Here is a 22,714-nt window from a genome sequence, read left to right as displayed (position 1 = left end):
GTGGCCGCGGTGACCGCGGTGGCCGTTGAGGGCCTGCTCAAGAAGTACGGGGACCACGAGGCCGTACGCGGTGTGGACTTCACCGTCGAGGAGGGCGAGATCTTCGCTCTGCTCGGGCCGAACGGGGCCGGCAAGACGACCACGATGGAGATCCTGGAGGGGTTCAGGGAGCGGGACGGCGGCGATGTCCGCGTCCTCGGCAGGGACCCCGGTGACAAGGCGGACGGGCGGTGGCTGCGCGGGCAGATCGGGCTCGTGCTCCAGGACATCGCGGTCGAGCCGTACCTGTCGGTGCGGGAGACCGTCGCCCGCAATGCCGGGTACTACCCGGCTCCGCGCGATGTGGACGAGGTCATCGATCTCGTCGGGCTCGACGAGAAGCGCGGCGCCAAGGTGAAGGACCTGTCCGGCGGGCAGAAGCGGCGGCTCGACCTCGCGCTCGGCGTGATCGGTGACCCGCAACTGCTGTTCCTGGACGAGCCGACCACCGGGTTCGACCCGGGGGCGCGGCGCGGCGCCTGGGAGGCCGTGCGGAATCTGCGGGACGCCGGGACGACCATCATGCTGACCACGCACTACATGGACGAGGCGCAGGCGCTCGCCGACAACGTCGCCGTCATCGCCGCCGGGCGCATCGTCGCCGCGGGGACGCCCGACACGCTCGGCGGCCGGGACAGCGCGCTCACGAAGATCCGGTTCGCGTTGCCGGCCGGTGCCGCCATCGGCGAGGTGCCGCTCACGGTCGCCGACGCCGAGGACGGTCTCGTCACCGTCGAGGCGAAGGAGGCGACGTCCGCCCTGCACCGGCTCACCTCGTGGGCGCTCGACCGCGGTACGACGCTGGAGCGGCTGACCGTCGAGCAGCCGACCCTGGAGGACGTCTACCTGGGTCTGACCAGGGCCTACGCCGAGCAGGACGCCTCGATTCCCGCCACCGGGCGAAAGCCGCGGGGCCGCCGACCCGGACGGAGCCGACGATGACCAGCACCCTTCCCCCCACCACGACCACCACCACCGCCGCCGGCCGGCGCGAGCGCGCGCGGGCCGGACGGCCGGACGAGCGCGGCTCGCTGGCGCTGCTCGTGCACCAGATCCGGTACGAGCAGCTGTCGTTCTGGCGCAACCCGCAGTCGATGGTCTTCACCTTCGTCCTGCCGATCGTGATCATCTCGATCTTCGGTGCCGTGTTCGGCGGCGGCGAGAGCGAGGAGTTCTTCTTCGGTCTCAACGGCATGGAGTACTACACGCCGACCATCGCGGCGGTCTCCGTCCTCGGCGCCTGCTACGGGCAGTTGGCGATCGTGCTCGCCATGCGCAGGCAGACCGGGGTCCTCAAGCGGCTGCACGCCACTCCCCTGCCCGCCTGGGTGTACTTCGCGGGTCTGCTGGTGCACTGCGTGTTCGTGAGCGTCGTCGACGTCGCGCTGGTCATCGGCATCGGCAACCTGTACGGGGTCGACCTCCCCCGGGGCTGGGCCGCGCTCGCGCTCACCCTGGTCCTCGGCGCGGCGAGCTTCTGCGCGCTGGGTGTCGGGGTCGCCTCGCTCATCAAGAACTCGGAGGCGGCGCCCGCGGTGGTGCAGTTCATCCAGTTCCCGCTGGTGTTCATCTCGGGCAGCTACTTCCCCGTCCACGCGGAGCTGTTGAACAACGTCGCGGGGCTGCTGCCGGTGAAGCCGTTCAATGACGCGATCATGGCGGCGTTCACGCAGGGCTCGGAGTTCCAGTGGAAGGAGCTCGGGGTGCTCGCGGCGTGGGGTGTGATCGGTGCGCTCATCGCGGTGCGCAGCTTCCGGTGGGACCCGCGTCCCGAGTGATCCCGGCCCGTCGCCCAGGTTGGTGAGCCACTCCATCGAGGGGCCTCTTCGGAGGCCCCTCGGCGTCGTGCGGCAGGGCGAGGGAAGGGATGACGGGAAGGCCCGGCCGGAGGGGGAATCCGGCCGGGCCTTCGTGGCGGGCACCCGTCGTGACGGGGGCGGTGTCAGCCGGCGGGTGCCAGGTGCGGGGCCGGGGTCGTCACCGGGAAGACGTGGGAGAGCCACGCGTACGTGCGCAGCTCCTCCAGGAGGCTCAGGCCCAGGCGGTTGTGGAGCATGTGGGCGTGGGAGAAGAGGATCATGCCCGGGTGGACGGGCGAGGTGCGGCGGATGTCGTCCGCGTGGGCGGCCAGCGCCGAGTGCCAGGCGGCGAACGGGCCATGGGCGTCCGGCGAGACGCGGGCCGTGGCCGGGTCCTGCTCGACGCGGGTGATCCGGTCCAGGAGGCCGGCCGGGTGCCCCGCGTCGGTGGCCCAGGCCCGCCAGGCGTCGCGGCCGCGCGCGAAGTAGTGGGCGCGTTCGACGGGGTCGCCGAGGGCCACGGCGGCGGAGAGCGTGCCGCGCAGGGCGAGCCGGGCCCGTTGGGACTCGGTGGTCACCGACGGGGTCAGGCGCAGGACGAGTGCGCTGGAGAGGTGGAACAGCGACTCCGCGGCGGGCATGAGGGCGCGGCCCCCGTACCGCTCGAACTCGGGGTCGTACGCGGCCCGGTGCACGCCGGGCGGGAGCAGCGTCCGCACGGTGGCGTTGAGCCCCGTCTCCCCCGCTGCCGCGAGCCGGGACGCGCCTTCCTCGTACGCCTCGGGGGCCAGCGGTTCCTCGCCGTCGCGCAGTTGTCCCGCGTCCGTGAGCCGTACGCGCAGGGCTTCCTCCACGCGCGCGTACGCGTCCGGGGTCAGGTCGGCGACACGGAAGCGCAGGTGGGGTCCTGACTGCCAGTAGCGCAGGAAGAACCACTCGGTGCCGGACGGCAGTCCGGCGACGGTGGGGCCGATGACGTCCGTCAGGACGCGGTCGTGCGCGCCGCGCGCGGTGGTGCCGAGGTGCAGGTGCCAGGCGCTCCAGCGCCGGGGGGTCGTCACGGTCGTGGTGTCGGGCATGCGGGTTCCCTTGTCCGGGTGGTGAGGGTGCGGCTCAGAGACGCAGGTCGAGTACGGGGCCGCCGGTAGCCCGGGGGACTCCCACGACGGCGGAGAGGACGATCGTCTCGTCCTCGTCCAGCGCGATGACCTCTTTGGTGGGGATCTCCTTGAAGGCCCGTACGGGGCGGGCGAACAGGCCGGTCGCGGCGGCGGCCAGGCACAGTCCTTGCACCGCCCAGCCGCACGCGTGCTGCGCGGCGCCCCAGCCGGTGGGTCCGAGGCGGGCGAGGAGTGCGCGGGGGCGTACGGAGAAGAAGACGGTGAGGGGTGCCTTGGCGACGCCACAGCCGTTGACCGGCGACAGGCCGTAGCCGTAGTGCGCTTCCAGGCCCGCCGGTGCGGTGGGGTCGGCGCGCACCAGGTGGGCGGCCCCGTCGCGCAGGCGGTGGACGCCGGTTGCGTACCCGTCGATGTGCTGGGTGACGGCGGTCACCGTGATCGCGTCGAACGCGGCGGCGAGCGCGGGGTGCGGGGGCGGCACGCCGAGCCAGGCGAGCGCGGTGCGCAGGGTGGACGCGGGCAGCGGGGCGTGGCGCGCGAGCGAGTCCATGCCGTGCAGGCCGCGTGGCATCCGCCCGGAGTGGCGCCGGAAGAGGAGTTCCGCCCAGTCGGGGGCGAGCGCGGACGGCGGCAGGCCGGCCGGGACCGCCGTGGTCAGGGGCGCCGCGGGTGAACTCCCGTACGTCTGCTCCCTGTTGACGCGGACCACGTCCGCCAGGGAGGCGTCGGTGTCCGGGGGCGGGGGCTCCGTGAGGGCCGGGACGGGGCGGTTCGGCGGCGTGCCGGGGGCCGTCTCGATCAGCCAGGGCAGCGACCATTCCCAGGTGCGGTCAAGCCCCGCCGCCGTCAGCAGGGCGTGGGCGTTCTCGTCGGGCAGGGTGAGGGTCGCCGGTACTCCGGACAGCTCCAGGCCGAGGCTCAGCGCGCGCAGCGCCATGCCGAGTTCGAGGGCGACGAGCGAGCCACGGAACCACTGGTAGGCGGGCGGGATCGCGGTGTACCTGCCGGTGAGGACAATGCGCGAGGCGGCGGCGGAGGGCGGGCCGGTCAGGGCGTGCCGGTCCGGTTCGAGGAGGCGCCAACCGTCGCCGTCACCGCCGCCCACGAAGGCGTGGACGGGAAAGAGGCAGCGGGGCGAGGCGTAGGGGCGGTGTTCGTTGTAGGGGTTCTCCGGTTCACGGCGGAGCGGGGCGAACGTCGTGGTCAGGGCGTGCAGCAGCGCGTCGTCCGGCGTGGAGCGCGGTGCCGGGAGCGCCGGGTAGGGCAGGGCGGACAGGCGGTGCCACGTCCCCAGGGGCAGCGTCGCCGACGGGCCCGCCGGGCGTGGCGGCGGCGGGGGTACGTGGGCGTCCGGGGGCGGCGTCGGCTCGTAGGTCCAGCTCGGCGGCGCCGGGCGGTCCTCGCCCCTGCCGTACGCGTACCAGAGGGGTTCGCGCGCGATGCTGTTGTCGCCCTCGGGCCCCGGCAGGTCGACCGGGGCCCTGCGGGTCCACTCGGGCGCGGGCGCGCTCACGGGAACGGGTGGGGGTCGTAGGGGATCGCCCGGTGTTCCTGCGCGGTGCCGCGCAGCGCCGCCCGGAGCCGGGGCAGGCCGTCGAGGCGCTGCTGGGCGTGGCCGAAGCACATCGGGACGATGCCGGGGACGACGGCGCGGGTGACGGCGATCCCGGCGTCGGCGTGCTCGCGGCTGGTCTGGTCGACGACGACGACGCGGTCGAGCCCGGCGTCGGCGAAGAGGGAGGCGACGTAGGAGAGGGTGGCGCGTACGTCGCCGTTCGCGGCGCGTTCGAGCCGGCCCGGCCAGTCGGGGAACGCCTCGTCCAGGGTGACGGCCCGGCCGCCGAGCCCGGCGAGGGCGCGGTCGCGGGTCTCGGGCAGCGAGGAGAACCGGACATGGTCCTCCAGCTCCTCGACCAGCCACGGGTTCTCGACCATGGGCTCGACCTGTTCGCGGGTCCAGTCGACCGGGTTGGTGACGAGCTGGGCGACCTCGCGCAGGGCCCCGCGGATCGCGGACTGCGGGTCGGCGCCGGAACCGGCGGAGGAGAACGTCGCCGGGAACGGGTTCTTCTCGTTCACGGCGATGACCCACACCACCGGCAGCGCGATGTCCTGGGTGGCGACGAGCAGATGGACGTCGAAGCCGCGCGAGCGGATCAGCTCGATCATGGCCCGGCTGGTGGGGTCGGTGAGGGTGGAGACGGGGATGTGCGGCAGCGGCTCGGCCCGGTACCAGGAGGTCAGGAACGCGTCCCGCTCGGCCACCTCGAAGAGGGAGTGCAGGGCGGCCTCCTCGTAGTTGGCGCCGACCGCGCAGCCGCTGGAGCAGTCGAAGAAGTAGTGCTTTCGGTTCGCGGCGCCCGCGATCCGGGCCGCGCGGCGGTCCCTGCGGAACGCGTACTCGTACTGGTAGAAGGCGTGGTCGGCGGGGACGAGCAGTGGGCGGCCGTCGGCGAGGTCGTGACCCCACGCCCAGTCCATCGGGGTGTCGGCGGTGAACGGCGTGGCCCGGCTGGTGGGGTGGGCGAGCTGTTCGGCGGTGTAGCGGCCGAGGGTGTCGGGGTCGACGGCGTGCTCGGCGACGTCGCGGTAGGAGCGGCCGGTCAGCAGGGGGATGTCGTACGGGTATCCGCCCAGGCGCTCGTACGCCTCCAGGACGGCGACCGGTTCGGTCTCCTCGAACGTACGGGCCCTGCCGTGGCCCATCGCCGGGGCGTCCGCGACGACGGCCATGCTCATCGCGAACGGGGTGTGCGACTCGCGCAGGATGGCGCGGACCGGCCCGAACCGCTCGTCGACGAGGCGTTCGCGCAGGTGGCCGGGGGTGACGAGGCGGCTGTCGGCGGTGCGCGTGGCGTCGCCGGGGACCGCCGGGCGGGGGCGCAGGACCTTCGGCGGCGGAGGCGTGTCCGTGCTGACCAGGTCCTCGGGCGACGGGCCGCACACCGGGCACCAGAAACTCCGCGCGATGCGGTGGCGGCGGGCGCCGCGCAGCGTCACCGCGTACGCCTCGCCCGGCGCGAGCGGCTCGTCCGCCAGGTGGGCCAGGGCGGCGCGCAGCAGCTCGGGCAGGAGGGGCGCGGGGGCGGCCGCGATCCGGGTGGCCTGGGTGAGGTCGCCGACCAGGGGGTGGTCGAGGACGGTGCGTTCGCGGACCTCGGCGCAGGCGGCGCAGCCGGAGTCGGTGCCGGGCACCCACAGGGGGCCGATCATGACCTCGTCGTCGTGGACGCGGACCGAGAGGTGCGGTGTGCCGGGCGCGGCGTCGAGGGGGCCGCGCTCCCAGTCGAGGTCCCAGCCGAGGTTCACGGAGACGGTGGCGCCCGTCGTGCGCGCGAGCGCCTCCAGGGGCGCCAGCCAGTCGTCGTGCGTGGCGGCGGGCAGCGCGGGGCCGGGGAGCACCGGCTGTGCGGTGCGGCGCTGGTCAGTCGTCGGCATCGGTGGGCTCCTGGACGGGAGAGGCGGTCACCGGGCCGTACCAGAAGGGGACTTCACCGAGGACGGGGTCCGTGCGGTGGGCATGTCCTCGGTACGTGGCGCCCCGGGCGGTGAGCTGTGCGCGCAGTGCGGCGCGGGTGGCGGCGTCGGTGGTCGAGAGGGCGTCGGTGGACAGCGGGGGGACGGCCGCGCCCTCCGTCTGGGCGAGTGCCAGGGCCGTGCCGAGCGCGTGGTGCGCCGCTTCGGCCGCCGTGGGGCCCCAGCCCGCGCCGAGGCGACGGCCGGCGACGGTGACCTCGGCCAGGCGCCAGTCGACTCCGTCGGCCCCGGAGAGGGTGATCTCCGGTTCGGCCGGGGTGAGGTGGGTACGCAGGGCGGCGAGGATGCGGTCCGTCTCCGAATCGAGAGCGGCCTTCTCCGTCAACTCCCGCACCTGGTCAGCTAGTTGACGTAGTGCGCCGTCCAGTAGCCAGTGTTCGCGGGTGAGTCCCGCCGCCGGGGTGCCGGGCCGGTCGGAGACGCGGTCTCTGAGCGCGGCCAGGGCGGCGGCCACGGTCGCGGCCTCCTGGTGGCCCGCCCAGGCGAGGACGCCACCGGTGCGGTCGGCCCGGTGCTCGGCGCCGCGCAGGGCGAGCGGCATCTGGGGCAGTCGCTCCCCCTGCGGGAGGGCGAAGAGGCCGGTCCAGCGGGCGGTCACGGACCGGGCCGGTCCGAGCATGTCCTCGGGGTCGGGGAGCGGTTCGGCGGGAGCGTCGTCGAGGGCGACGACGGTGACCGCTTCGTGCGCGGGGGCGCCCGCGACGGTGATGCGGTCGGCCGTCAGGCCGGGGCCGTGGACGACGTGGGCCTCGCCGGGCTCCGCGACACCCGTGAGGGTGTCGGCCAGGAGCTGCGCGGCGAGGGCCCCCGCCAGGGAGTGCGCCACCGGGCCCGCCGCGGGGCCGATCCCCTCGGCCGCGGCCCAGGCGAGGGCGCGGTCGCGCAGGACGCGCCAGGCGGCGGGGCGCGCGCCGACGGGTCCGACGAGGCCGATGCCGGGGCCGAGCAGGACGGGGACGTGGACCGTGCCCGGCTGTTCGGCCCAGGTCGCCTCGCCCTCGCCCTCGATGAACTCGATGACCGCTCGGGGGGCGGCTGCCCCGCCCTGCACCGTCGGGTCGCCGACGGGGAGCAGGGCGGGGTCGGCGTACATCGCCGGGTCGCAGACGGGGACGAGGTGCGCGGGCAGCGGCGAGGGCGCCGGCGCGGTCACGGTGGTGCGGGCGACCCCGGCCCGGTGCAGGCCCCGGCGGGCCGGGTCCACCGCCGTCGCCGGGCCGCGCAGCTCCACCGTGGTGCGGCGCAGCCGGGCGAACGCGGCGTAGGGGTCGTCGAGGTGGGCGGCGAGCCGGGCCAGGCTCTCGGCGTGCGCGGCGCGTTGAGCGGCCGGGGGTTCCGGCGCGCTGAAGGTCGCCGCGTCGAGCAGGAGCCCGTTCTCGCGGAGCTTGGTGACGAGGTGGCGTACGGCGGGCCGGGCGCGTTCGGTGCCGAACTCCGCGACCAGCGCGTCCTCGCTCGTGCCCGCCTCCAGGAGCGGCAGGCAGACGTCGGCGACGGCGTAGAGGATGTCGGAGCCGCGGAGGACGAACTGGCCGCGTGTTCCGCTGAAGTAGACGCCGCCCGTGACCGGGGCGTAGTGCAGTCCCGGGCGGGTCCTGAGCAGCGGGGCCGGTGTCGCGGGGGCCTCGGGCGCCTCGGAGGTGCGTGTGCCCCGCGCCGCCTCCGACTCCGTCTCGGTCAGTGTCATGAACGCTTCCCTTCCGGTGCCGGGTTCTGCGGGGCGTACGTGAACGGGCCGCCGGCCGCGCGGCCGACCTCGAGCACCCACTCGGTGGCGTGGGTGCCGTCGGTGACGCCGGGCAGCGCCTCCTCCAGGTAGTCGGCGCCGCCGCCGCGCCGCTCCAGCATCCGGGGCAGGACGCGGGCGGCGAGGGCGCTGGAGAGGTCCACGTACTGCGGCTTCTGCTGGAGGCGCTTGGACTGGACGTCGGGCGCGCCGACCGACAGGGGTCCTTCGTCGTCGGGGACCGATTTGACGACGACCTCCTCGGGGACGCCGTGCCGGGCCCGCCAGGCGGTGAGGGCGAGGAGCCGTTCGTGCTCGTCGGGGCCCGCGGCGATCGCCGTGTCCAGCTCGGTCCCGCCGTACCAACGGCGGCGTCCGATGACGACGTCGCCGACCGTCATTCGAGGTGCGGTGCGGGTGGCCGTGCCGTCCCAGGGGGTCGACGCGTGCCAGGAGTTGGGGAGGCTGTTGAAGAGGCGGCCGCTGATGACGAGGCCGGAGGCGACCGACAGGGGCGGCGGGAACAGGCCGGGGTGGCCGGTGCCGAGGGGCAGGACGCGCAGGGGGCGGCCGTCGGCGTCCTCGACGGTGAGGGTGTCCGTCGCCGCGTCGTGCGCGAGGCGCAGGGTGAACCAGTCCTCCGCGGTGAGGCCGCCGGGCAGGATCGGGGTGTGCGCGTTGACGTTGAGCCGGTGCAGGCCCAGGTCCTCGGTGACGCGCGCGCCGTCGTGCCCGTAGAACCGGTCGAGGCGTTCGGCGAGGCGGGGCAGGGCGCGGCCGCCCTGGCGGCGGTCGGCCTCCAGGAAGCGGGCGTAGAGCATGCCGTGGCCCGGGAGGCCGTCGTTGAGGACGAGCCGGTCGCCCGCCTGCTGGAGGAGGACGCCGTAGATGAGCGGGTCCTGGCGGAAGCGGTCGGGCAGGGCGCGGGTCAGCTCGGCCACGTCCGCCGCCGTGAGGGCGAGGGTGTCGGCGCCCTCCTGGGCGACCTTGGTGAGCTGGGCGTGGACCGCGTCGGAGAGTTCGCGGCGCAGCAGGTACATGCGCTCCAGGCTGCCGTCGGCCGGGCCGAGGCCGGTCAGCGCGGTGGCCTCGCCGGTGCCCTGGGGTCCGTAGACGGCGGCCATGGCGGCGGCGCGGCGGGACACCTCGGCGACGATGTGCGGGGCGTGCTCGGCGAGCGGCACGTTCGCCCCGGCGCCGAAGCGCTCGACGAACGCGGCGGTCATCAGGACCCGTACGTCGTGCAGCCAGTCGAAGACCGAGAGGAGTTCCACCGCCGGGCCCACGTCGGCGAGGTGCGGGTGCCAGTCGGCGGAGGCCACCTTCAGCGGTGGCATGACGTAGTCCTCCTCGACTGTGATGTGCGCGGGGCGGCCCGCGGCCTGGCTGAACCGGCCGAGGTCCGCGCGCAGAGCGGCGAGGGCCGCGCCGCGCTCCTGCGCGGGGGTATCGGCCAGGCGGGGCAGGGCGGTGCGCACCTTGTCCGCCAGCTCGGCCGCTTCTGTTCCGGCCGGGAGCGTGAGCAGTTCGTCGTAGTCGGCGCTCGCGACGTGCTCCTCGGCGCGGGCGAAGGTGCACAGCACGCCCTGGCGCAACGCCTGCCGCACCCGGCGGTCGGCCTCCTCGGCGGAGCAGCCCGCGCGTCCGGCGACGTGGGCGACGACGGCCGGGAAGCGGCGCGGGCCCATCGACAGGGCGTCGAGCAGGTCGCCGACGGGGCCGTCGAGGGGCAGGGCGAGGCGCCGGATGCCCTGGTCGGTGACGTTGAGGAAGAACAGCTTGCCCGCCGCCGGGTCGGGTGCGGAGGTCGGCGGGACGCCCACCCACAGCTCGGACGGGTCCGTCTCCTGGTTGTCGTCGCCGAGTACGTAGCCGAGCATGACGCGGTCCAGGCCGGGGACGGCCTCGGCGCCGGTGAAGGCGACCTCGCCGGGGCGTACGGCCGTCTCGTCGCCGGCCGGGGCCGGTTCGGCGATGCCGACGGCGGTGAACCGGGAGAGCGGGCTGGTGCGCACCATGGCCCGGGTCACGTACTGGATGAGACCGCGCTCCGACTTGCGGGTGCGGGCGGAGACCTTGCCGGGGCCCTGGACGGCGGCCCGGTAGCGCTCGGCCTCCTGGTGCACCTCGGGGGCGACCAGGGCGAGCGAGCGCAGCAGGTCGTCGTCGCTCAGCAGGCGGGCCAGGGTCTCGCGTTCGCGGTCGGAGGCGGCCGCGTAGCCCTCGACGACAGCGGCGCGCAACCGCTCGCGCTCCTCGTGGGCGGCGAGCCAGCGGGCCACGGCCGGGGTGCGCGTCGCGGGGCTGTCGGCCTCCTTGCGGGGGGCGCGGCCGTTGTGGATGGCGCGGCGCAGCGCGATCAGCTCCCGGCGCTCGGCGTCCGACCCGGCGGCGCCGATCCGCTCGTAGAGCACCTGCGAGCAGGGCTCGGCGGCCTCCGCCAACTCGGCCTCCACCGCAGCGAGTTGGTGCAGCAGGCGGCGCTGCCCGGGGTCGGCGAGGCGGCTGCGGCGCAGCGGGTTGACGCGCAGGAACCACTGGGGTTCGGGGATGGTCATCGTGCTGCTCCCGTCGGTTCGGCGGTGCCCGGTGCGGCAGGGGTGGTCCGGTCCAGGCGGTCCCGCCAGCTCGTGCCGAGCACCTCGTCGACCGTCTCGGCGAGGGCGAAGCACATGTAGTAGCGCTGCATCGGCGGGACGGTCAGGAGGGGCAACTGCTGGTAGAAGAGGTTGGTCAGGAGGCGGTACGCGGCGAAGAACGGGGACGGCGTGTCGATCGCGCCCGAGCCGTGCACGGTGCGGTGGAAGTCGGTGTCGGGCTGCGCGCCGCGCGGGACCACGGTCGGCGCTCCGGGCGGGCCCATCTCGCTGCGGTCGACGGCGTCACCGACGGAGTCGAGGAGGTCACCGGTGAGGGTGCCGGCGGCGACGGCGCTGTCCAGGACCCCGGCCGCGTAGGCGAACGCGGTGCGCCACTGCGCGGCGGCGGGCGACACCTCGCCGCTCAGCCGCTGTCCGACGACGGCGCGGAGCTCGGGCGCGTCCTTGGCGAGGCGCTCGCGGAAGGCGGGCCGCATGTCCTTGGTGGGCGCCGCCCAGGCGAGGAACGCCTCGACGTGGGAGCGCGGCGAGAAGACGCCGTAGGCCGGGCCGAGCGCGTGGGTGTCGATGAGCGCGGCGAACGCCTCCGCGAGGCGGACCGTGGCGCTGCGGGGCCGGTCCGCGATGCCCTCGATCGTCGTCAGGACCGGGGTGGTGAGGGCGCCGAGGACGACGGTGCGCAGCGTGTCCAGGCGCGGGTCGCGGGAGCGCAGGGCGGGGTCGTCGGCGGCGACGTGCTCCACGGCGCCGTGCTCGCGCAGCGGCAGGTAGGGCGGCTGCACCCCTTCGAGGCGGCCCAGCTCCCGCGCCTGGGCGAGGTACTTCTCCTCGGTGAGGGCCTTGCTCGGGTCGAGGGGGCCCGCGTCGAGTCCGGCGAGGACGGCGGCCCAGTCGACGTCCCCGGCGGGCCCCGCGCCGCCGGCCGGGGCGAGGAGGTCGATGTGCGGTCCGTGCCGCCAGCCCCGGCGCACCTGCACCCCGGGCACCCCGCGCCCGGTCAGCTCCCGGGCGGCCGGGACGACGTGCCGGGCCAGCCAGGCCGGTGTCACCGGCATCCGTGTGTGGAGCCGTACCCCCGTCAGGTCGGTGGAACCCGGCCTCACGGCTATGCGCTCCGGAGCGTCAACCCCCATGTCCTGGCACCTTCCGCAATGAAATCGAAAACGTCGGAAACGTCGAAAACTCAGCATCATTTTTGATGCCGTGAATTGGCGGCGGAAGGAAAGAGGGCCCGGCGCCTTACATACGTCACGCTTTCCGTGACGTATGTGGAGGACCGATGTATCCTCCACCAATGACGCCCACGACGACGCCATCCCCCACAGCCTCGGCGGACGCCGAATGCCTCGCGCTCACCCGCACATTGCGCCGCAGGGGCGCCCTTGTCCTGTCCGTTTTCGGCCTGTTGTGGGCCTTCGCCGGGGCCTCCGGCACCGGTTCCGGCACGGATCCCGTACCGGTCGCGATCGAGGTCGCGGCCGTCCTGGTGACCGCCGACGCCCTCTACCTGGGATACCGGCGCAGCGCCGCCCCCTCGCCCCGGACCGTGAACCTGCCCGAGAAGTGGGCGCGCGGGGTGGGCATCGTCAACTCGGTCGAACTGGTGGCCATCTTCGCGGTGATCGCGGCGTCCAACGCCGCCGGCCGTCCGGGGCTCATCCCCGTGGGCATCGCGCTCGTCGTGGGCCTGCACTTCTTCCCGCTGTCGCGCCTGTACGACCAGTGGCAGTACAGGTGGACGGCCGCGCTGCTCACCGTGGCGGCCGTCGTCGGCCTGGTCCTCTACGCGGCCGGCGTCACGGACGAGACCGTGCGCGTCGTGGTGGGCCTGGTCTCCGCCGTCGTCCTGTGGGCCTCCGCCTACCACCTGGCCCTGCGCGGCTGACACCGCCGCCGCCTGAACCGACCCCGTACGCACGCAAGGATGTGCCCGACCGGCCGACCGGCCGGACAGGCGCATCCTTGATCGCGTTTCTCACGCGGTACCGCGCATCACGCCACTTCAGCAGGCCGAGCAGGTGCTGGAGGACGAGGACGAGGTGCCGATCGAACCGCTGGAGGCGCCCATCTCGGGCAGCGCGACGCCGTCGGCGACCTCAAGGGTCTCCAGCTCGTCCGCGTCGAAGCCGTCGAAGGCCTGCTCGTCAGCGTTCTTGATGTCCTTGGCGGTCATGTCTGTGGTCCTTTCCGGGATCCGTGGAGGGGGTGGGTCAGCAGGCCGAGCAGGTGCTGGAGGACGAGGACGAGGTGCCGATCGAGCCGCTGGAGGCGCCCATCTCGGGCAGCGCGACGCCGTCGGCGACCTCGAGGGTCTCCAGCTCGTCCGCGTCGAAGCCGTCGAAGGCCTGCTCGTCGGCGTTCTTGATGTCCTTGGCGGTCATGTGACTTCTCCTTGGGTCGCAATGGTGCGTGGAATACTGCGTGGAAATACTGCGTGGAATGCAGACCGGAATTCGGGAGCCCCGCGCCGGGAGTTTCAGCGGGTTTTCGCTTTTCCCGTCCGGCTCTGAATTCATCTTGCTCGAACCGTCACCGCCGCACCAGACCCCCCGGCTTCCGGCTGACATTTATCACGCGCCGGGTGACGTATTACCTGCGGCCGGCACCGCCCATTCGGGGCTGTTCACCATGTGCCATTCGCTGCCGGGCCGCGCGGGTATGCCGGCGTCCGGCCCGGGGGTGCCGAGCAGGAAGTCGCCGACCGACGACTCCTGGAGGTAGTCCAGGCCGAGGACGCGGGCGGAGAGGTCGGCGTCCCCGTTGCCGAGGCCGCAGGGCGCGAGGCCCATCGCCGTCGCCACCAGGTACATGGTCTGGTAGAGCACACCGGTGTGGCGCAGCGTCGTCGCGTAGGCCATCGCCCGGTACTTCCACGCCATGCGCTGGAACCGGGAGGTCACCGTGAACAGCACGTCGGGGTGGACGTCGAAGCCGACCGAGCGCGAGGCCACGCCGAGCAGGTCGCGGCGGTCCTCCGCGGACTCGTTGACGAGGACGAGGCGGTGCCCGTAGGAGTCGTAGTGGTAGACGCCGGGCGTGAGGCCCTCGCAGCGCAGCACCGTGACGTACAGCTCCAGTTCGTACAGGGAGCCGCCGCTCGGGTAGGGGCGGGAGACGACCTCGTCGCGGTCGGTCGCGTCGGGCGGCGTGTGGTGCACGCGGATGCGCTGCACCCGGTACAGGAACTCCCCCAACTCCTTTGCTGTCAGCGGGCGTTGCCCGAACGTGCGGTGGGATCTGCGGGTCTCCAGGGCGGCGGTCAGGGACGGGTCGCGGGCGTCCAGGTCGGCGCGGTGCGGCCGGTGCAGATCGACCGCGGGGCCCGCGGGCGGCGGCTTCACGGCGGGCTGTGGCTCGATCTCGCCGCGGTAGGGGTACAGGGCGCCGAACGCCTCGTCGAAGCGGCCGGAGCGGATGCGGGAGTGGAAGAGCAGGTCGTGGAAGTCCCACTGGCGCAGCACCGGCTCGGTGTCGGAGGGGAACGCCCCGTCGGCGCCCGCGACCTCGACCAGCTCCGCGCCGACGAGATGCGCCAGGACGTCCAGCGTCTCCGCCGCGCTCAGCCCCGTACCGTCTCCGGACCGGGCGGCGGTGCCGGGCAGGCCGAGGGCGGCCACGAGTTGCCGTGCGGCGGGGTCGGCGAGGACGGCGCGGAACTTCGCCAGCGGTGACTCCAGGACGAGGACGTCCTCGCGGGTGCGGCACAGGGCGAACCGGGACAGGCGCACCCGCGCGTCGGCCGTGACGGGCGCAACCCGTCGGCGGGCGTCCCGCGCCGTCGGCTCCAGACGAAGCAACTCCCTTCTCTGTGCGGGCGGTTCGTGGGTGAGGACGCTGTGGGCGAGGAGGTGCCCGGCTCGCTTGAGGAGTGCGGCGGCCCGCTCGCGGCCGGCGGCGTCGAGCCCTTCGCAGAGCTCCTCGTGCGGCAGCGGCCTTCCCTCGGCGAGCCGGTCGAGGACCGTGCGCACGGCGCCGCGCACCGGGCGCAGCACGAGGGAGCTGACGGGTGCGCGCAGGACGGCGGTGTCCGTGGTCTCGTCGAAGACGACCTGTACGTCGGTGCGCAGCGCCCGGGCGGTCCCGCCGGGCGCATTTCTCACGGGTGGGGAAACAGGTACGGAATTCATGAAGCCACTCTGACGTCCGCTACACCGGCGGCCCCGGCCCCGTACGCACGGAATGACAGTCACCATTCCCGCACATGACCCGGGTCATGAGTGCACGTGACACATGCAAGGGGCGGGGGGTTTTCGCTCGGAGATCCGGCGTGCGCGGCGCAAGCTCGGAACACGAATTCACCCGGCCCGACCACGGGCCGGATCATCCCCACTCCATCCTCAAGGGACAAGGAAGACAGCCGTGTTCACTCGTCGTCACGCGATACGCCTCGGTCTGACCACCGGTGCCGTCGGGGCGGTCGGCGCCGCGGGCGGCGTCTTCCAGTCCCTCGCCTCGGGGCAGCCGGCCGCGGCGGCAGCGGCCTCCGGCACGGCGCCCGCCGCTCCTACGGCCGTCGCGCCGTTCTCGGTGCCGCTGACGGTGCCGCCGGTCCTCGCCCCGTACCGCAGGACCGCCCGCGCCGACCACTACCGGGTCACGATGCGGCGCGCGAGCAAGGAGATCCTGCCGGGCACCCGCACCGACGTCCTCACCTACAACGGTTCGTTCCCGGGCCCGACGATCCGCGCCCGGCGCGGCAGGACAGCCGTCGTCGAGCAGGTCAACGCGCTCGACATGCCGACGTCGGTGCACCTGCACGGCGGCAACAACCCGGTGGAGCACGACGGCGGGATGATGGACACCATCGCGCCGGGCCGCAGGCGCACGTACGTCTACGAGAACAAGCAGCCGGCCGCCACCCTGTGGACGCACGACCACGCCCACCACATGGAGTCCGAGCACGTCTACCGGGGCCTTTCCGGTCTCTACCTGCTCAGTGACGCCGCGGAGGACCGGCTGGGCCTGCCGTCGGGCAAGTACGACGTCCCGCTGGTCCTGCGCGACGCGCAGTTCGATGAGAACGCGGCCATGGTCTACACGATGGACGACGCCGAGAACCGTACGACGATCCTCGTCAACGGCAGGCCGTGGCCGTATCTGAAGGTCGAGGGCCGCAAGTACCGCTTCCGGCTCGTCAACTCCTGCAACCTGCGGATCTTCGTCCTCGCCCTGTCCGACGGCAGCACCACCCAGCACCCGGTGCAGCAGATCGGCTCCGACGGCGGTCTCCTGGCGGCTCCCGCCGAGACGCCCGTCCTGGTGCTCTCCCCCGGGGAACGCATCGACTTCGTCGTCGACTTCGCGCAGTACGCGCCCGGCACGCAGCTCGTCCTCGCCAACATGCTGGGGCCGGGCCCGACCGACCTCGTCGGCCAGGTCATGCGGTTCGACGTCGGGGAACGCACCCCCGACACCAGCCGCGTCCCGGCCCAGCTCGCCACGCTGCCCGCGCTGCCCACGCCGACCGTGGAGCGCTCCTTCGACCTCACGATGGACGAGCCGGGCACCGGCCACCAGGCGTACATCAACGGTAGGACCTTCGACCCCGACCGCATCGACACCCACGTCCAGTGGGGCGCCACCGAGGTGTGGACGGTCACCAACAAGAGCGCCACCATCCCGCACAACTTCCATATGCACCTGGTGCAGTTCCGCATCATCGAGCGCGACGGACAGCCGCCCTACCCCGCCGAGGCGGGCCTGAAGGACACCGTCCTGCTGTTCCCCGGGCAGACCGCGAAGCTCCAGCTCACCTTCGATTCGCACCGCGGTGTCTACCCGTACCACTGCCACATGATCGACCACAGCGCCATGGGAATGATGGCGCAGCTCAAGATCGCCTGACCACCGGCGGTCCGAAAGAAGAAAGGAGGACCATGGACTCCCCGCCCCTCTCCCGCCCGTACACCCGGCGCGTGCTCGCCGCGCTCGGCCGCGACCCCGAGCGGATCGTCCTGCGCCGCCCCGGCACGGCCGTGACCGCCGCCGAGCTGCGCGCGTCGGTCCTGGGCTGCGCCGCCCTGCTGCGCTCCCACGGTGTCGGGCCCGGCACCACCGTCGCCATCCTGACCGGCCCCAACCACCCGTCGATGCTCAGCTCCCGCTACGCCGCCCATCTGCTCGGCGCGACCTCGGTCTACATCCGCTCGATGAACCCGCGCACGGACACGGAGACCTTCACCCTGTCCACGCAGGCCGAGCTCCTCGCCGACCTGGACGTGCCGCTGCTGCTCGTGGACGACACCGACGAGGACAGCGCGGCGCGCGGCAGATGGCTCACCCTGCGCCGCCCCGGGCTCACCGTCCTGGCGATCCCCCGTACGGCGGCCGGTTCCTCCGGCACCGTGCCCGACACCCCGCCGCCGCGCCCCGACGACCTCGCGGTCGTCGACTTCACCAGTGGCAGCACCGGCCGGCCCAAGATGGTCGGGCAGCGCTACCGGACCCGTGAACACCTCGTCGGCCGCCTCGCCGACGGGCTCGACGCGGCGGGACCGGCGACACTCCTGTCCGTCACCCCCATCAGCCACACCACGGCGCCGATGGCCGACGCGGTGCTGTGCGGCGGCGGCAGCGTCGTCCTGCACGACGAGTTCGACGCCGACGCCACCCTCGAAGCGATGGCCGAACACGGCGTGACGGACGTGTACTTGGCCGTCCCGCACCTGTACCGGCTCCTCGACCACCCACTGATCACCTCCTACGACCTGTCGTCCCTGCGCCGCATCACCTACAGCGGAACCCCGGCCGCCCCCGACCGGGTCCGGCAGGCTGTCGAGGTCTTCGGTGACGTACTGATCCAGGTGTACGGGACCACGGAGGCGGGCGGCATCAGCAGCCTCAACCCGCTGGACCACCGCGAACCCGAACTGCTCGGCTCGGCGGGGCGCCCCTTCCCCTGGGTGCGCGTCGAGATCCGGGCACCGGGCACCGGCACCCCGCTCGGGCGCGGGCAGAGCGGCGAGATCTGGGTCGACTCCCCCACCGTCTCGGCCGGCTATCTGAACGACCCGGAGCTGACCGGGTCCACGTACCAGGACGGCTGGCTGCGCACCGGCGACCTCGGCCACTGGGACCGCTACGGCTACCTCCGCCTGGACGGCCGCGTCGGCGACGTCATCAAGCACGGCGGTCTGAAGCTCGACCCGGCGGCCATCGAGGCGGCGCTGATGAAGCACCCGCAGGTGCGGCAGGCGACGGTGTTCGGGGTGCGGGACGAGCAGTTCGTCGAGCAGGTGCACGCCGCCGTCGAACTGCACTCCGGCGCCGACCGCACCTCCTGCGACCTGCGGGACTACGTCGCGGCGACGCTGACGCCCGAACACGCCCCGGTCGCCGTGTCCGTGTGGCCGCGGCTGCCGCTCACCCCGTCCGGCAAACCGGACCGCGCGCGGCTGCGCTCCATGGCCGTCCCCGTACGGGCCCGGCCCGCGGCCCCGCGCGACGGTTCACCGGGACGCGGTGCGCCGACCGGCGCACCGACCCGCGCAACAGAAAGGGCGCTCCATGACCGGATACGGCCACTTCGCCCGGTCCCTGCGGCTGCGGCGGCTCTACCGCCACAGCACGGCCGGCCTGATGATCACCCCGCTCGACCACTCGATCAGTGACGGACCCGTGGTGCCCAAGGGCACGACCCTCGACGAACTCGCCGGGCAGCTCGCCGCCGGCGGCGCCGACGCGGTCGTCGTGCACAAGGGCAGCGTCCGCCACATCAGCCCGGAGCGGTTCGCCGCGATGTCGCTGATCATCCACCTCAACGCCTCCACCAGCCAGGCCCTGGACCCCGACGCCAAGTACATGGTCACGCAGGTGGAGGAGGCCCTGCGGCTCGGCGCGGACGCGGTCAGCGTCCACGTCAACGTGGGCTCGGACGACGAACGGCAGCAGATCGGCGACCTCGGACGGATCGCCGACGCCTGCGACCGGTGGAACCTGCCGCTGCTCGCCATGGTCTACGCCCGCGGCCCGCGCGTCACCGACCCGCGCGACCCCGGCATGGTGGCGCACGCCGTCACCGTCGCCGCCGACCTCGGCGCGGACCTGGTCAAGACCGTCTTCCTCGGCTCCACCGCGGAGATGCTCGACCTCACCGCGGCCTGCCCGGTGCCGGTACTCGTCGCGGGCGGCCCCGCGATGGCCACCGAGCGGGACGTCCTCACCTACGTCCAGGGCGCCCTCGCGGGCGGCGCGGGCGGGGTGGCGATGGGCCGCAACATCTTCCAGGCCGCGGACCCGAGGCGGCTCGCCGCCCAGGTGGCCCGGCTGATCCACCACTTCCCCGAACAGCACTTCGGCACCGTCGGCTTCCCGGCCGCCGACGCCGACCCGACCGTGCGCCTGACCCCCGACCACCTGACCGACCTGCCCGACCTGACAGGAGACCCGCATCATGACGGACGCCAAACTGTGCTGGCTTGACATCCGCGACGCCGGCGACGCCACCGCCGCCGTCCTCGAAGAGGCCATGCACCAGCGGATCGACGGCATCGTCGCCGCCGACCCGGCCGCCTTCGCCGACCTGCCGCCCACCGTCCGCAAGGTCCTGCTGTACGAGGCCGGGCCCGACGCCGTCCCCGCCGACCTCGGCGCCACCGACCTGGTCGTCGTCAAGGGCGGCAAGGACGAGCGGGCCGCGCTGGAGAAGGCCCACCCGGACGTCCAGTTCGGGCGGTACGTCGAGATCGTCGACGCCGACACCCTGGAGGACGCCTGCCTCGCCGCCCGCCTGGAGCCGTGGGCCGTCCTCGACTTCCGCGACCCCACCAAGATCCCGCTGGAGATCGTCATCGCGGCGGCCTCGGGCGCCCCGGGCTCGATCATCACCACGGCGGCCGACACCGACGAGGCCGAGATCGTCTACGGCGTCCTCGAACTCGGCTCCGACGGTGTGCTGATGCGGGGCACCAAGGTCGGCGACGCCACCGCGCTGCGCCGGGCGGCGACCGCCCGCGCCGGCAAGGTCGACCTGGTCGAGCTGACCGTCACCGCCACCACCCACATCGGCATGGGCGAGCGGGCCTGCGTCGACACCACGACGCACTTCCGCAAGGACGAGGGCATCCTCGTCGGCTCGCACTCCAAGGGCATGGTCCTGTGCGTCAGCGAGACCCACCCGCTGCCGTACATGCCGACCCGCCCGTTCCGGGTCAACGCCGGGGCGCTGCACTCGTACACCGTCTCCGAGGAGGGGCGGACGAACTACCTCAGCGAGCTGCACGCGGGCAGCAAGGTCCTCGCCGTCGACGTCGAGGGCCGCACCCGGCCCGTCTCCGTCGGCCGCGTCAAGATCGAGACCCGCCCGCTGATCTCCATCGACGCCGTCGCCCCCAGCGGCCAGACCGTCAACCTGATCCTCCAGGACGACTGGCACGTGCGGGTCCTCGGCCCCGGCTCGGCGGTGCTCAACTCCACCGAGCTGAAGCCGGGCGACCGCATCCTCGGCCACCTGCCGACCGCGGACCGCCATGTCGGCTACCCGATCCAGGAGTTCTGCCTGGAGAAGTAGTCCTGCCCGAAGAAGCAGGGTCAGCGTTCGCAGTGTTCCGCCCAGCCCCGGCACGCCTCGTGCCGGGGCCGGCGCATGTGCGGTCCGGGTCGGTGTCACAGCAGTCCGTGCTCCCCGGCGATCCGTGCCGCGTCGAACCGGTTGCGTCCCCCGAGCTTCTTGATCGCGGCCGAGGTGAGGTTGCGTACGGTGCCCGCCGCGAGGAACAGCTCCCCCGCGATCTCCTTCACCGTCGCCCCGCTCGCGGTCAGGCGCAGGACGTCCGTCTCCCGCGTGCTCAGGGACGACTCCCCGGCGTCGGCGGGCCGCAGCAGCGACGGATCGACGGTCAGACAGCCGCCCGCGACGCCCATCAGCGTCGTGACGAGCTGCGGCAGGCGGGCGTTCTTCGGTACGACGCCCAGCGCGCCCGCGGCGACCGCCCGGTCCACCACCGACGGGGTCGCCGCCCCCACCATCAGCGCGACCCCGCACTGCGGGTGGAGACTGCGCACCTCCATGGCGACCTGCAGCGCCCTGCCGCCCAGCGTGGGCTCGCCGAGCAGCAGCACGGTGGGCCGGTGCCGTTCGACCGCCGGCAGGACCGCGTCGCAGGACGTGGCGAGACCGACCACCGTCAGGCCGTCGATGCCGTTGAGCGTCTCGGCGAAGGCTTCCAGAACGAGTTGGTGGTCGCCGGCGACGACCAGACGTATGGACATAGCGTTTCCCCCATGACGACGCGTCAACAGCGCGGACGCGAACTGTTCCGGGCGGCCAGCCGCCCCATGACCTCCTGGACCAGCCTCTCCTGGCCCTCCATGTCCTCGACCGCCTCGACCTCCACGTACGTGGCGGAGGGCGGGAGCGCCGCCGCGACCGCACCGGCCACGACACGCATGGCCGCCGGTAACGACTCGGCCGCGTCACCCGCCGGGATCACCACCACGCAGGCGGTGGCCGTGCCGAGGTCCGCCGCGATCTGCCCGGGCAGCGCCCGGAAGGTCTCCGCCCGCTCGGTGTCGACCTGGTAGGGCAGCGCGACCAGGCCGATGTCCGCCAGCTCCTTGCAGAGGAACGCCGCGTTCGTGGCGGCGTCGTCCGCGCGCCCCGGGTGCCCCGCGCCGACGACCGCCACCGCCGCGCCCGCCGCGCACAACTGCGTGGCGATGCGCCGGCCCACGCCCGCGGTCGCGTCGACGACGAGGACGACGGCGTCCGCGAGGGGCGGAAGCGGGTAGGTCGTTGAATGGGACACCGATACTCCCGAACGGGTAGTGTGACGAATATGTGAACGATCACGGGGGCGTCGATCGCGACGATCCCCCGCGTCTGCCGTTCGTGCCGCATGAGACGGCGGGTGCGAACGGCCGGCACCATACGTGCGGTTCAGGGGGACACCACGTGGCCGAGTCATCAGCGCTGGACCAAGAGACGCTCGGCGTGTACCGGGCCATCCTGTTCCACAAGGAACACGATCCCGACAGGCTCGCCCAGCTCCTCGACATCGATCTCAGTTGCGTGAAATCGGCCCTCGACCGGTTGTCCGACCTGTCGCTCCTGGCCCCCTCACGGGACTCACCCGGAGCACTCCGCGCCGTCAACCCCTCGCTCGGCCTGAAGGTCCTCCTCCAGCGCGAGCAGGACGAACTGGCCTGGCGCCAGCAGCGCATCGAACAGAACCGGGCCGCGCTCGCCGCACTCGCCGCCGAGTACGCCACCTCCAGCCGGCCCGGAACGGACGGCACCGAGGAGCTCGACAACGTCGACGACATCCGCATCCGCCTGGAGGCCCTGGCCGAGTCCTGCCGCCACGAGTCCCTCGCCTTCCACCCCGTGGGCGGACTGACCGAGGAGTCGATCGAGGCGGCCCGGCCGCTCAACGAACAGGCGCTCGCCCGCGGCGTCCGGTTCCGCTCCATCTACCTCGACAGCGTCACCAACGACCGCGTGACCAGGGCGCACGCGCAGTGGATGGCCGAGCGCCACAGCGAGATCCGTACGTCCCCGACGCTGCCCATGCGGCTGCTCATCGTCGACACGACCGCGGCCGTCGTCGCCGGACTGCCCGGCCAGACCGGGCCGTCGGCGCTCGTGTTCAGCAGCCGGCCCGTGGTGCTCGCCATGCGCGCCCTGTTCGAGGCGTACTGGGAGCACGCGTCGCCGTTCCACCAGGAGCTGTCCGCCGCCGACCAGGGGGCCGAACTCACGCCCCAGGAACGCAAACTGCTCCAGCTCCTCGCCACCGGCCTCACCGACGAGGCCGTCGCCCGCGCCCTCGGCATCGGCGTCCGCACCGAGCGGCGCATCGTCGCCGAACTCATGGAACGGCTCGGGGCGTCCAGCCGGTTCGAGGCGGGCGTCCAGGCGGCCCGCCGCCAGTGGATCTGACGGATCCGACGACG

General features: G+C 73.5%; 19 protein-coding genes. 8 read left to right on the top strand and 11 right to left on the bottom strand.

Annotated features, from left to right (window positions below; translation table 11 throughout):
• The first annotated feature begins 9 nt into the window (after positions 1-9).
• Positions 10-981, top strand: coding sequence for an ABC transporter ATP-binding protein (locus tag ABZ877_RS27320; protein ID WP_361075819.1), 972 nt, complete (start codon positions 10-12; stop codon positions 979-981).
• Positions 978-1,817: an ABC transporter permease gene (locus tag ABZ877_RS27315; RefSeq protein ID WP_361075816.1), complete on the top strand. Its 840-nt coding sequence runs from the start codon at positions 978-980 to the stop codon at positions 1,815-1,817. Before ABZ877_RS27320 ends, ABZ877_RS27315 begins: the two co-directional genes overlap by 4 nt.
• A 164-nt stretch (positions 1,818-1,981) precedes the next feature.
• Here the strand turns inward: ABZ877_RS27315 and ABZ877_RS27310 are convergent, their stop codons facing one another.
• From ABZ877_RS27310 to ABZ877_RS27285, 6 genes are read right to left on the bottom strand one after another with little or no spacing between them, the layout of a single operon-like run.
• The gene (locus tag ABZ877_RS27310; protein ID WP_361075813.1) at positions 1,982-2,917 is read right to left on the bottom strand and encodes a thiopeptide-type bacteriocin biosynthesis protein; all 936 of its coding nucleotides are present in this window, start codon (positions 2,915-2,917) and stop codon (positions 1,982-1,984) included.
• A 34-nt stretch (positions 2,918-2,951) separates the two neighbouring features.
• Positions 2,952-4,472, bottom strand: a complete 1,521-nt coding sequence (locus ABZ877_RS27305) for a nitroreductase family protein (RefSeq protein ID WP_361075811.1) — start codon at positions 4,470-4,472, stop codon at positions 2,952-2,954.
• Positions 4,469-6,397: a TOMM precursor leader peptide-binding protein gene (locus ABZ877_RS27300; RefSeq protein WP_361075809.1), complete on the bottom strand. Its 1,929-nt coding sequence runs from the start codon at positions 6,395-6,397 to the stop codon at positions 4,469-4,471. The genes ABZ877_RS27305 and ABZ877_RS27300 overlap by 4 nt, the downstream gene beginning before the upstream one ends.
• The gene (locus tag ABZ877_RS27295; protein WP_361075806.1) at positions 6,384-8,183 is read right to left on the bottom strand and encodes a hypothetical protein; all 1,800 of its coding nucleotides are present in this window, start codon (positions 8,181-8,183) and stop codon (positions 6,384-6,386) included. The genes ABZ877_RS27300 and ABZ877_RS27295 overlap by 14 nt, the downstream gene beginning before the upstream one ends.
• On the bottom strand, positions 8,180-10,780 hold the full coding sequence (locus tag ABZ877_RS27290) for a hypothetical protein (protein ID WP_361075803.1): 2,601 nt from the start codon (positions 10,778-10,780) through the stop codon (positions 8,180-8,182). The genes ABZ877_RS27295 and ABZ877_RS27290 overlap by 4 nt, the downstream gene beginning before the upstream one ends.
• Entirely contained in the window at positions 10,777-11,955 is a 1,179-nt protein-coding gene (locus tag ABZ877_RS27285) for a hypothetical protein (RefSeq protein WP_361075800.1), read from the bottom strand. Before ABZ877_RS27285 ends, ABZ877_RS27290 begins: the two co-directional genes overlap by 4 nt.
• Before the next feature lie 161 nt (positions 11,956-12,116).
• On the opposite strand from ABZ877_RS27285, the gene ABZ877_RS27280 reads away from it, so the two are divergent.
• On the top strand, positions 12,117-12,707 hold the full coding sequence (locus tag ABZ877_RS27280) for a hypothetical protein (RefSeq protein WP_361075797.1): 591 nt from the start codon (positions 12,117-12,119) through the stop codon (positions 12,705-12,707).
• 117 nt (positions 12,708-12,824) lie between these two features.
• Here ABZ877_RS27280 and ABZ877_RS27275 read toward each other — a convergent pair whose 3' ends face one another.
• The 3 genes from ABZ877_RS27275 to ABZ877_RS27265 all read right to left on the bottom strand — a co-directional run bounded on the left by ABZ877_RS27275 (position 12,825) and on the right by ABZ877_RS27265 (position 14,922).
• Positions 12,825-12,995 (bottom strand): thiazolylpeptide-type bacteriocin, encoded by a 171-nt coding sequence (locus ABZ877_RS27275; RefSeq protein ID WP_361075795.1) that lies wholly within the window; start codon positions 12,993-12,995, stop codon positions 12,825-12,827.
• A gap of 37 nt (positions 12,996-13,032) precedes the next feature.
• Positions 13,033-13,203 (bottom strand): thiazolylpeptide-type bacteriocin, encoded by a 171-nt coding sequence (locus ABZ877_RS27270; protein WP_361075795.1) that lies wholly within the window; start codon positions 13,201-13,203, stop codon positions 13,033-13,035.
• A gap of 189 nt (positions 13,204-13,392) precedes the next feature.
• The gene (locus ABZ877_RS27265) at positions 13,393-14,922 is read right to left on the bottom strand and encodes a SagB family peptide dehydrogenase (protein WP_361075792.1); all 1,530 of its coding nucleotides are present in this window, start codon (positions 14,920-14,922) and stop codon (positions 13,393-13,395) included.
• 259 nt (positions 14,923-15,181) lie between these two features.
• Between ABZ877_RS27265 and ABZ877_RS27260 the strand changes: the two genes are divergently transcribed.
• The 4 genes from ABZ877_RS27260 to ABZ877_RS27245 are packed head-to-tail and all read left to right on the top strand — an operon-like array spanning position 15,182 to position 20,330.
• The gene (locus ABZ877_RS27260; RefSeq protein ID WP_361075789.1) at positions 15,182-16,666 is read left to right on the top strand and encodes a multicopper oxidase domain-containing protein; all 1,485 of its coding nucleotides are present in this window, start codon (positions 15,182-15,184) and stop codon (positions 16,664-16,666) included.
• 32 nt (positions 16,667-16,698) lie between these two features.
• Positions 16,699-18,432: a fatty acid--CoA ligase family protein gene (locus tag ABZ877_RS27255; protein ID WP_361075786.1), complete on the top strand. Its 1,734-nt coding sequence runs from the start codon at positions 16,699-16,701 to the stop codon at positions 18,430-18,432.
• On the top strand, positions 18,329-19,243 hold the full coding sequence (locus ABZ877_RS27250; protein WP_361075783.1) for a 2-amino-3,7-dideoxy-D-threo-hept-6-ulosonate synthase: 915 nt from the start codon (positions 18,329-18,331) through the stop codon (positions 19,241-19,243). Before ABZ877_RS27255 ends, ABZ877_RS27250 begins: the two co-directional genes overlap by 104 nt.
• Positions 19,215-20,330 (top strand): 3-dehydroquinate synthase II, encoded by a 1,116-nt coding sequence (locus tag ABZ877_RS27245; protein WP_361075780.1) that lies wholly within the window; start codon positions 19,215-19,217, stop codon positions 20,328-20,330. The genes ABZ877_RS27250 and ABZ877_RS27245 overlap by 29 nt, the downstream gene beginning before the upstream one ends.
• A 95-nt stretch (positions 20,331-20,425) precedes the next feature.
• Here ABZ877_RS27245 and ABZ877_RS27240 read toward each other — a convergent pair whose 3' ends face one another.
• Together ABZ877_RS27240 and ABZ877_RS27235 are read right to left on the bottom strand one after the other, a co-directional pair.
• Positions 20,426-21,031 carry a response regulator transcription factor gene (locus ABZ877_RS27240; RefSeq protein ID WP_361075778.1) on the bottom strand — a complete coding sequence of 202 codons (606 nt, stop codon included), beginning with the start codon at positions 21,029-21,031 and terminating at the stop codon, positions 20,426-20,428.
• Between the two features lie 23 nt (positions 21,032-21,054).
• Positions 21,055-21,567 carry a hypothetical protein gene (locus ABZ877_RS27235; RefSeq protein ID WP_361075775.1) on the bottom strand — a complete coding sequence of 171 codons (513 nt, stop codon included), beginning with the start codon at positions 21,565-21,567 and terminating at the stop codon, positions 21,055-21,057.
• A 146-nt stretch (positions 21,568-21,713) separates the two neighbouring features.
• On the opposite strand from ABZ877_RS27235, the gene ABZ877_RS27230 reads away from it, so the two are divergent.
• Positions 21,714-22,700: a helix-turn-helix transcriptional regulator gene (locus ABZ877_RS27230; RefSeq protein ID WP_361075772.1), complete on the top strand. Its 987-nt coding sequence runs from the start codon at positions 21,714-21,716 to the stop codon at positions 22,698-22,700.
• Positions 22,701-22,714: the final 14 nt, after the last annotated feature.

Origin of the sequence: Streptomyces sp. NPDC046939, from assembly GCF_040644575.1 — a bacterium.
Classification (GTDB): Bacteria; Actinomycetota; Actinomycetes; order Streptomycetales; family Streptomycetaceae; genus Streptomyces.
Note: the sequence above shows the minus strand (reverse complement) of the source record. Positions and strands in the feature narration are given on the sequence as shown.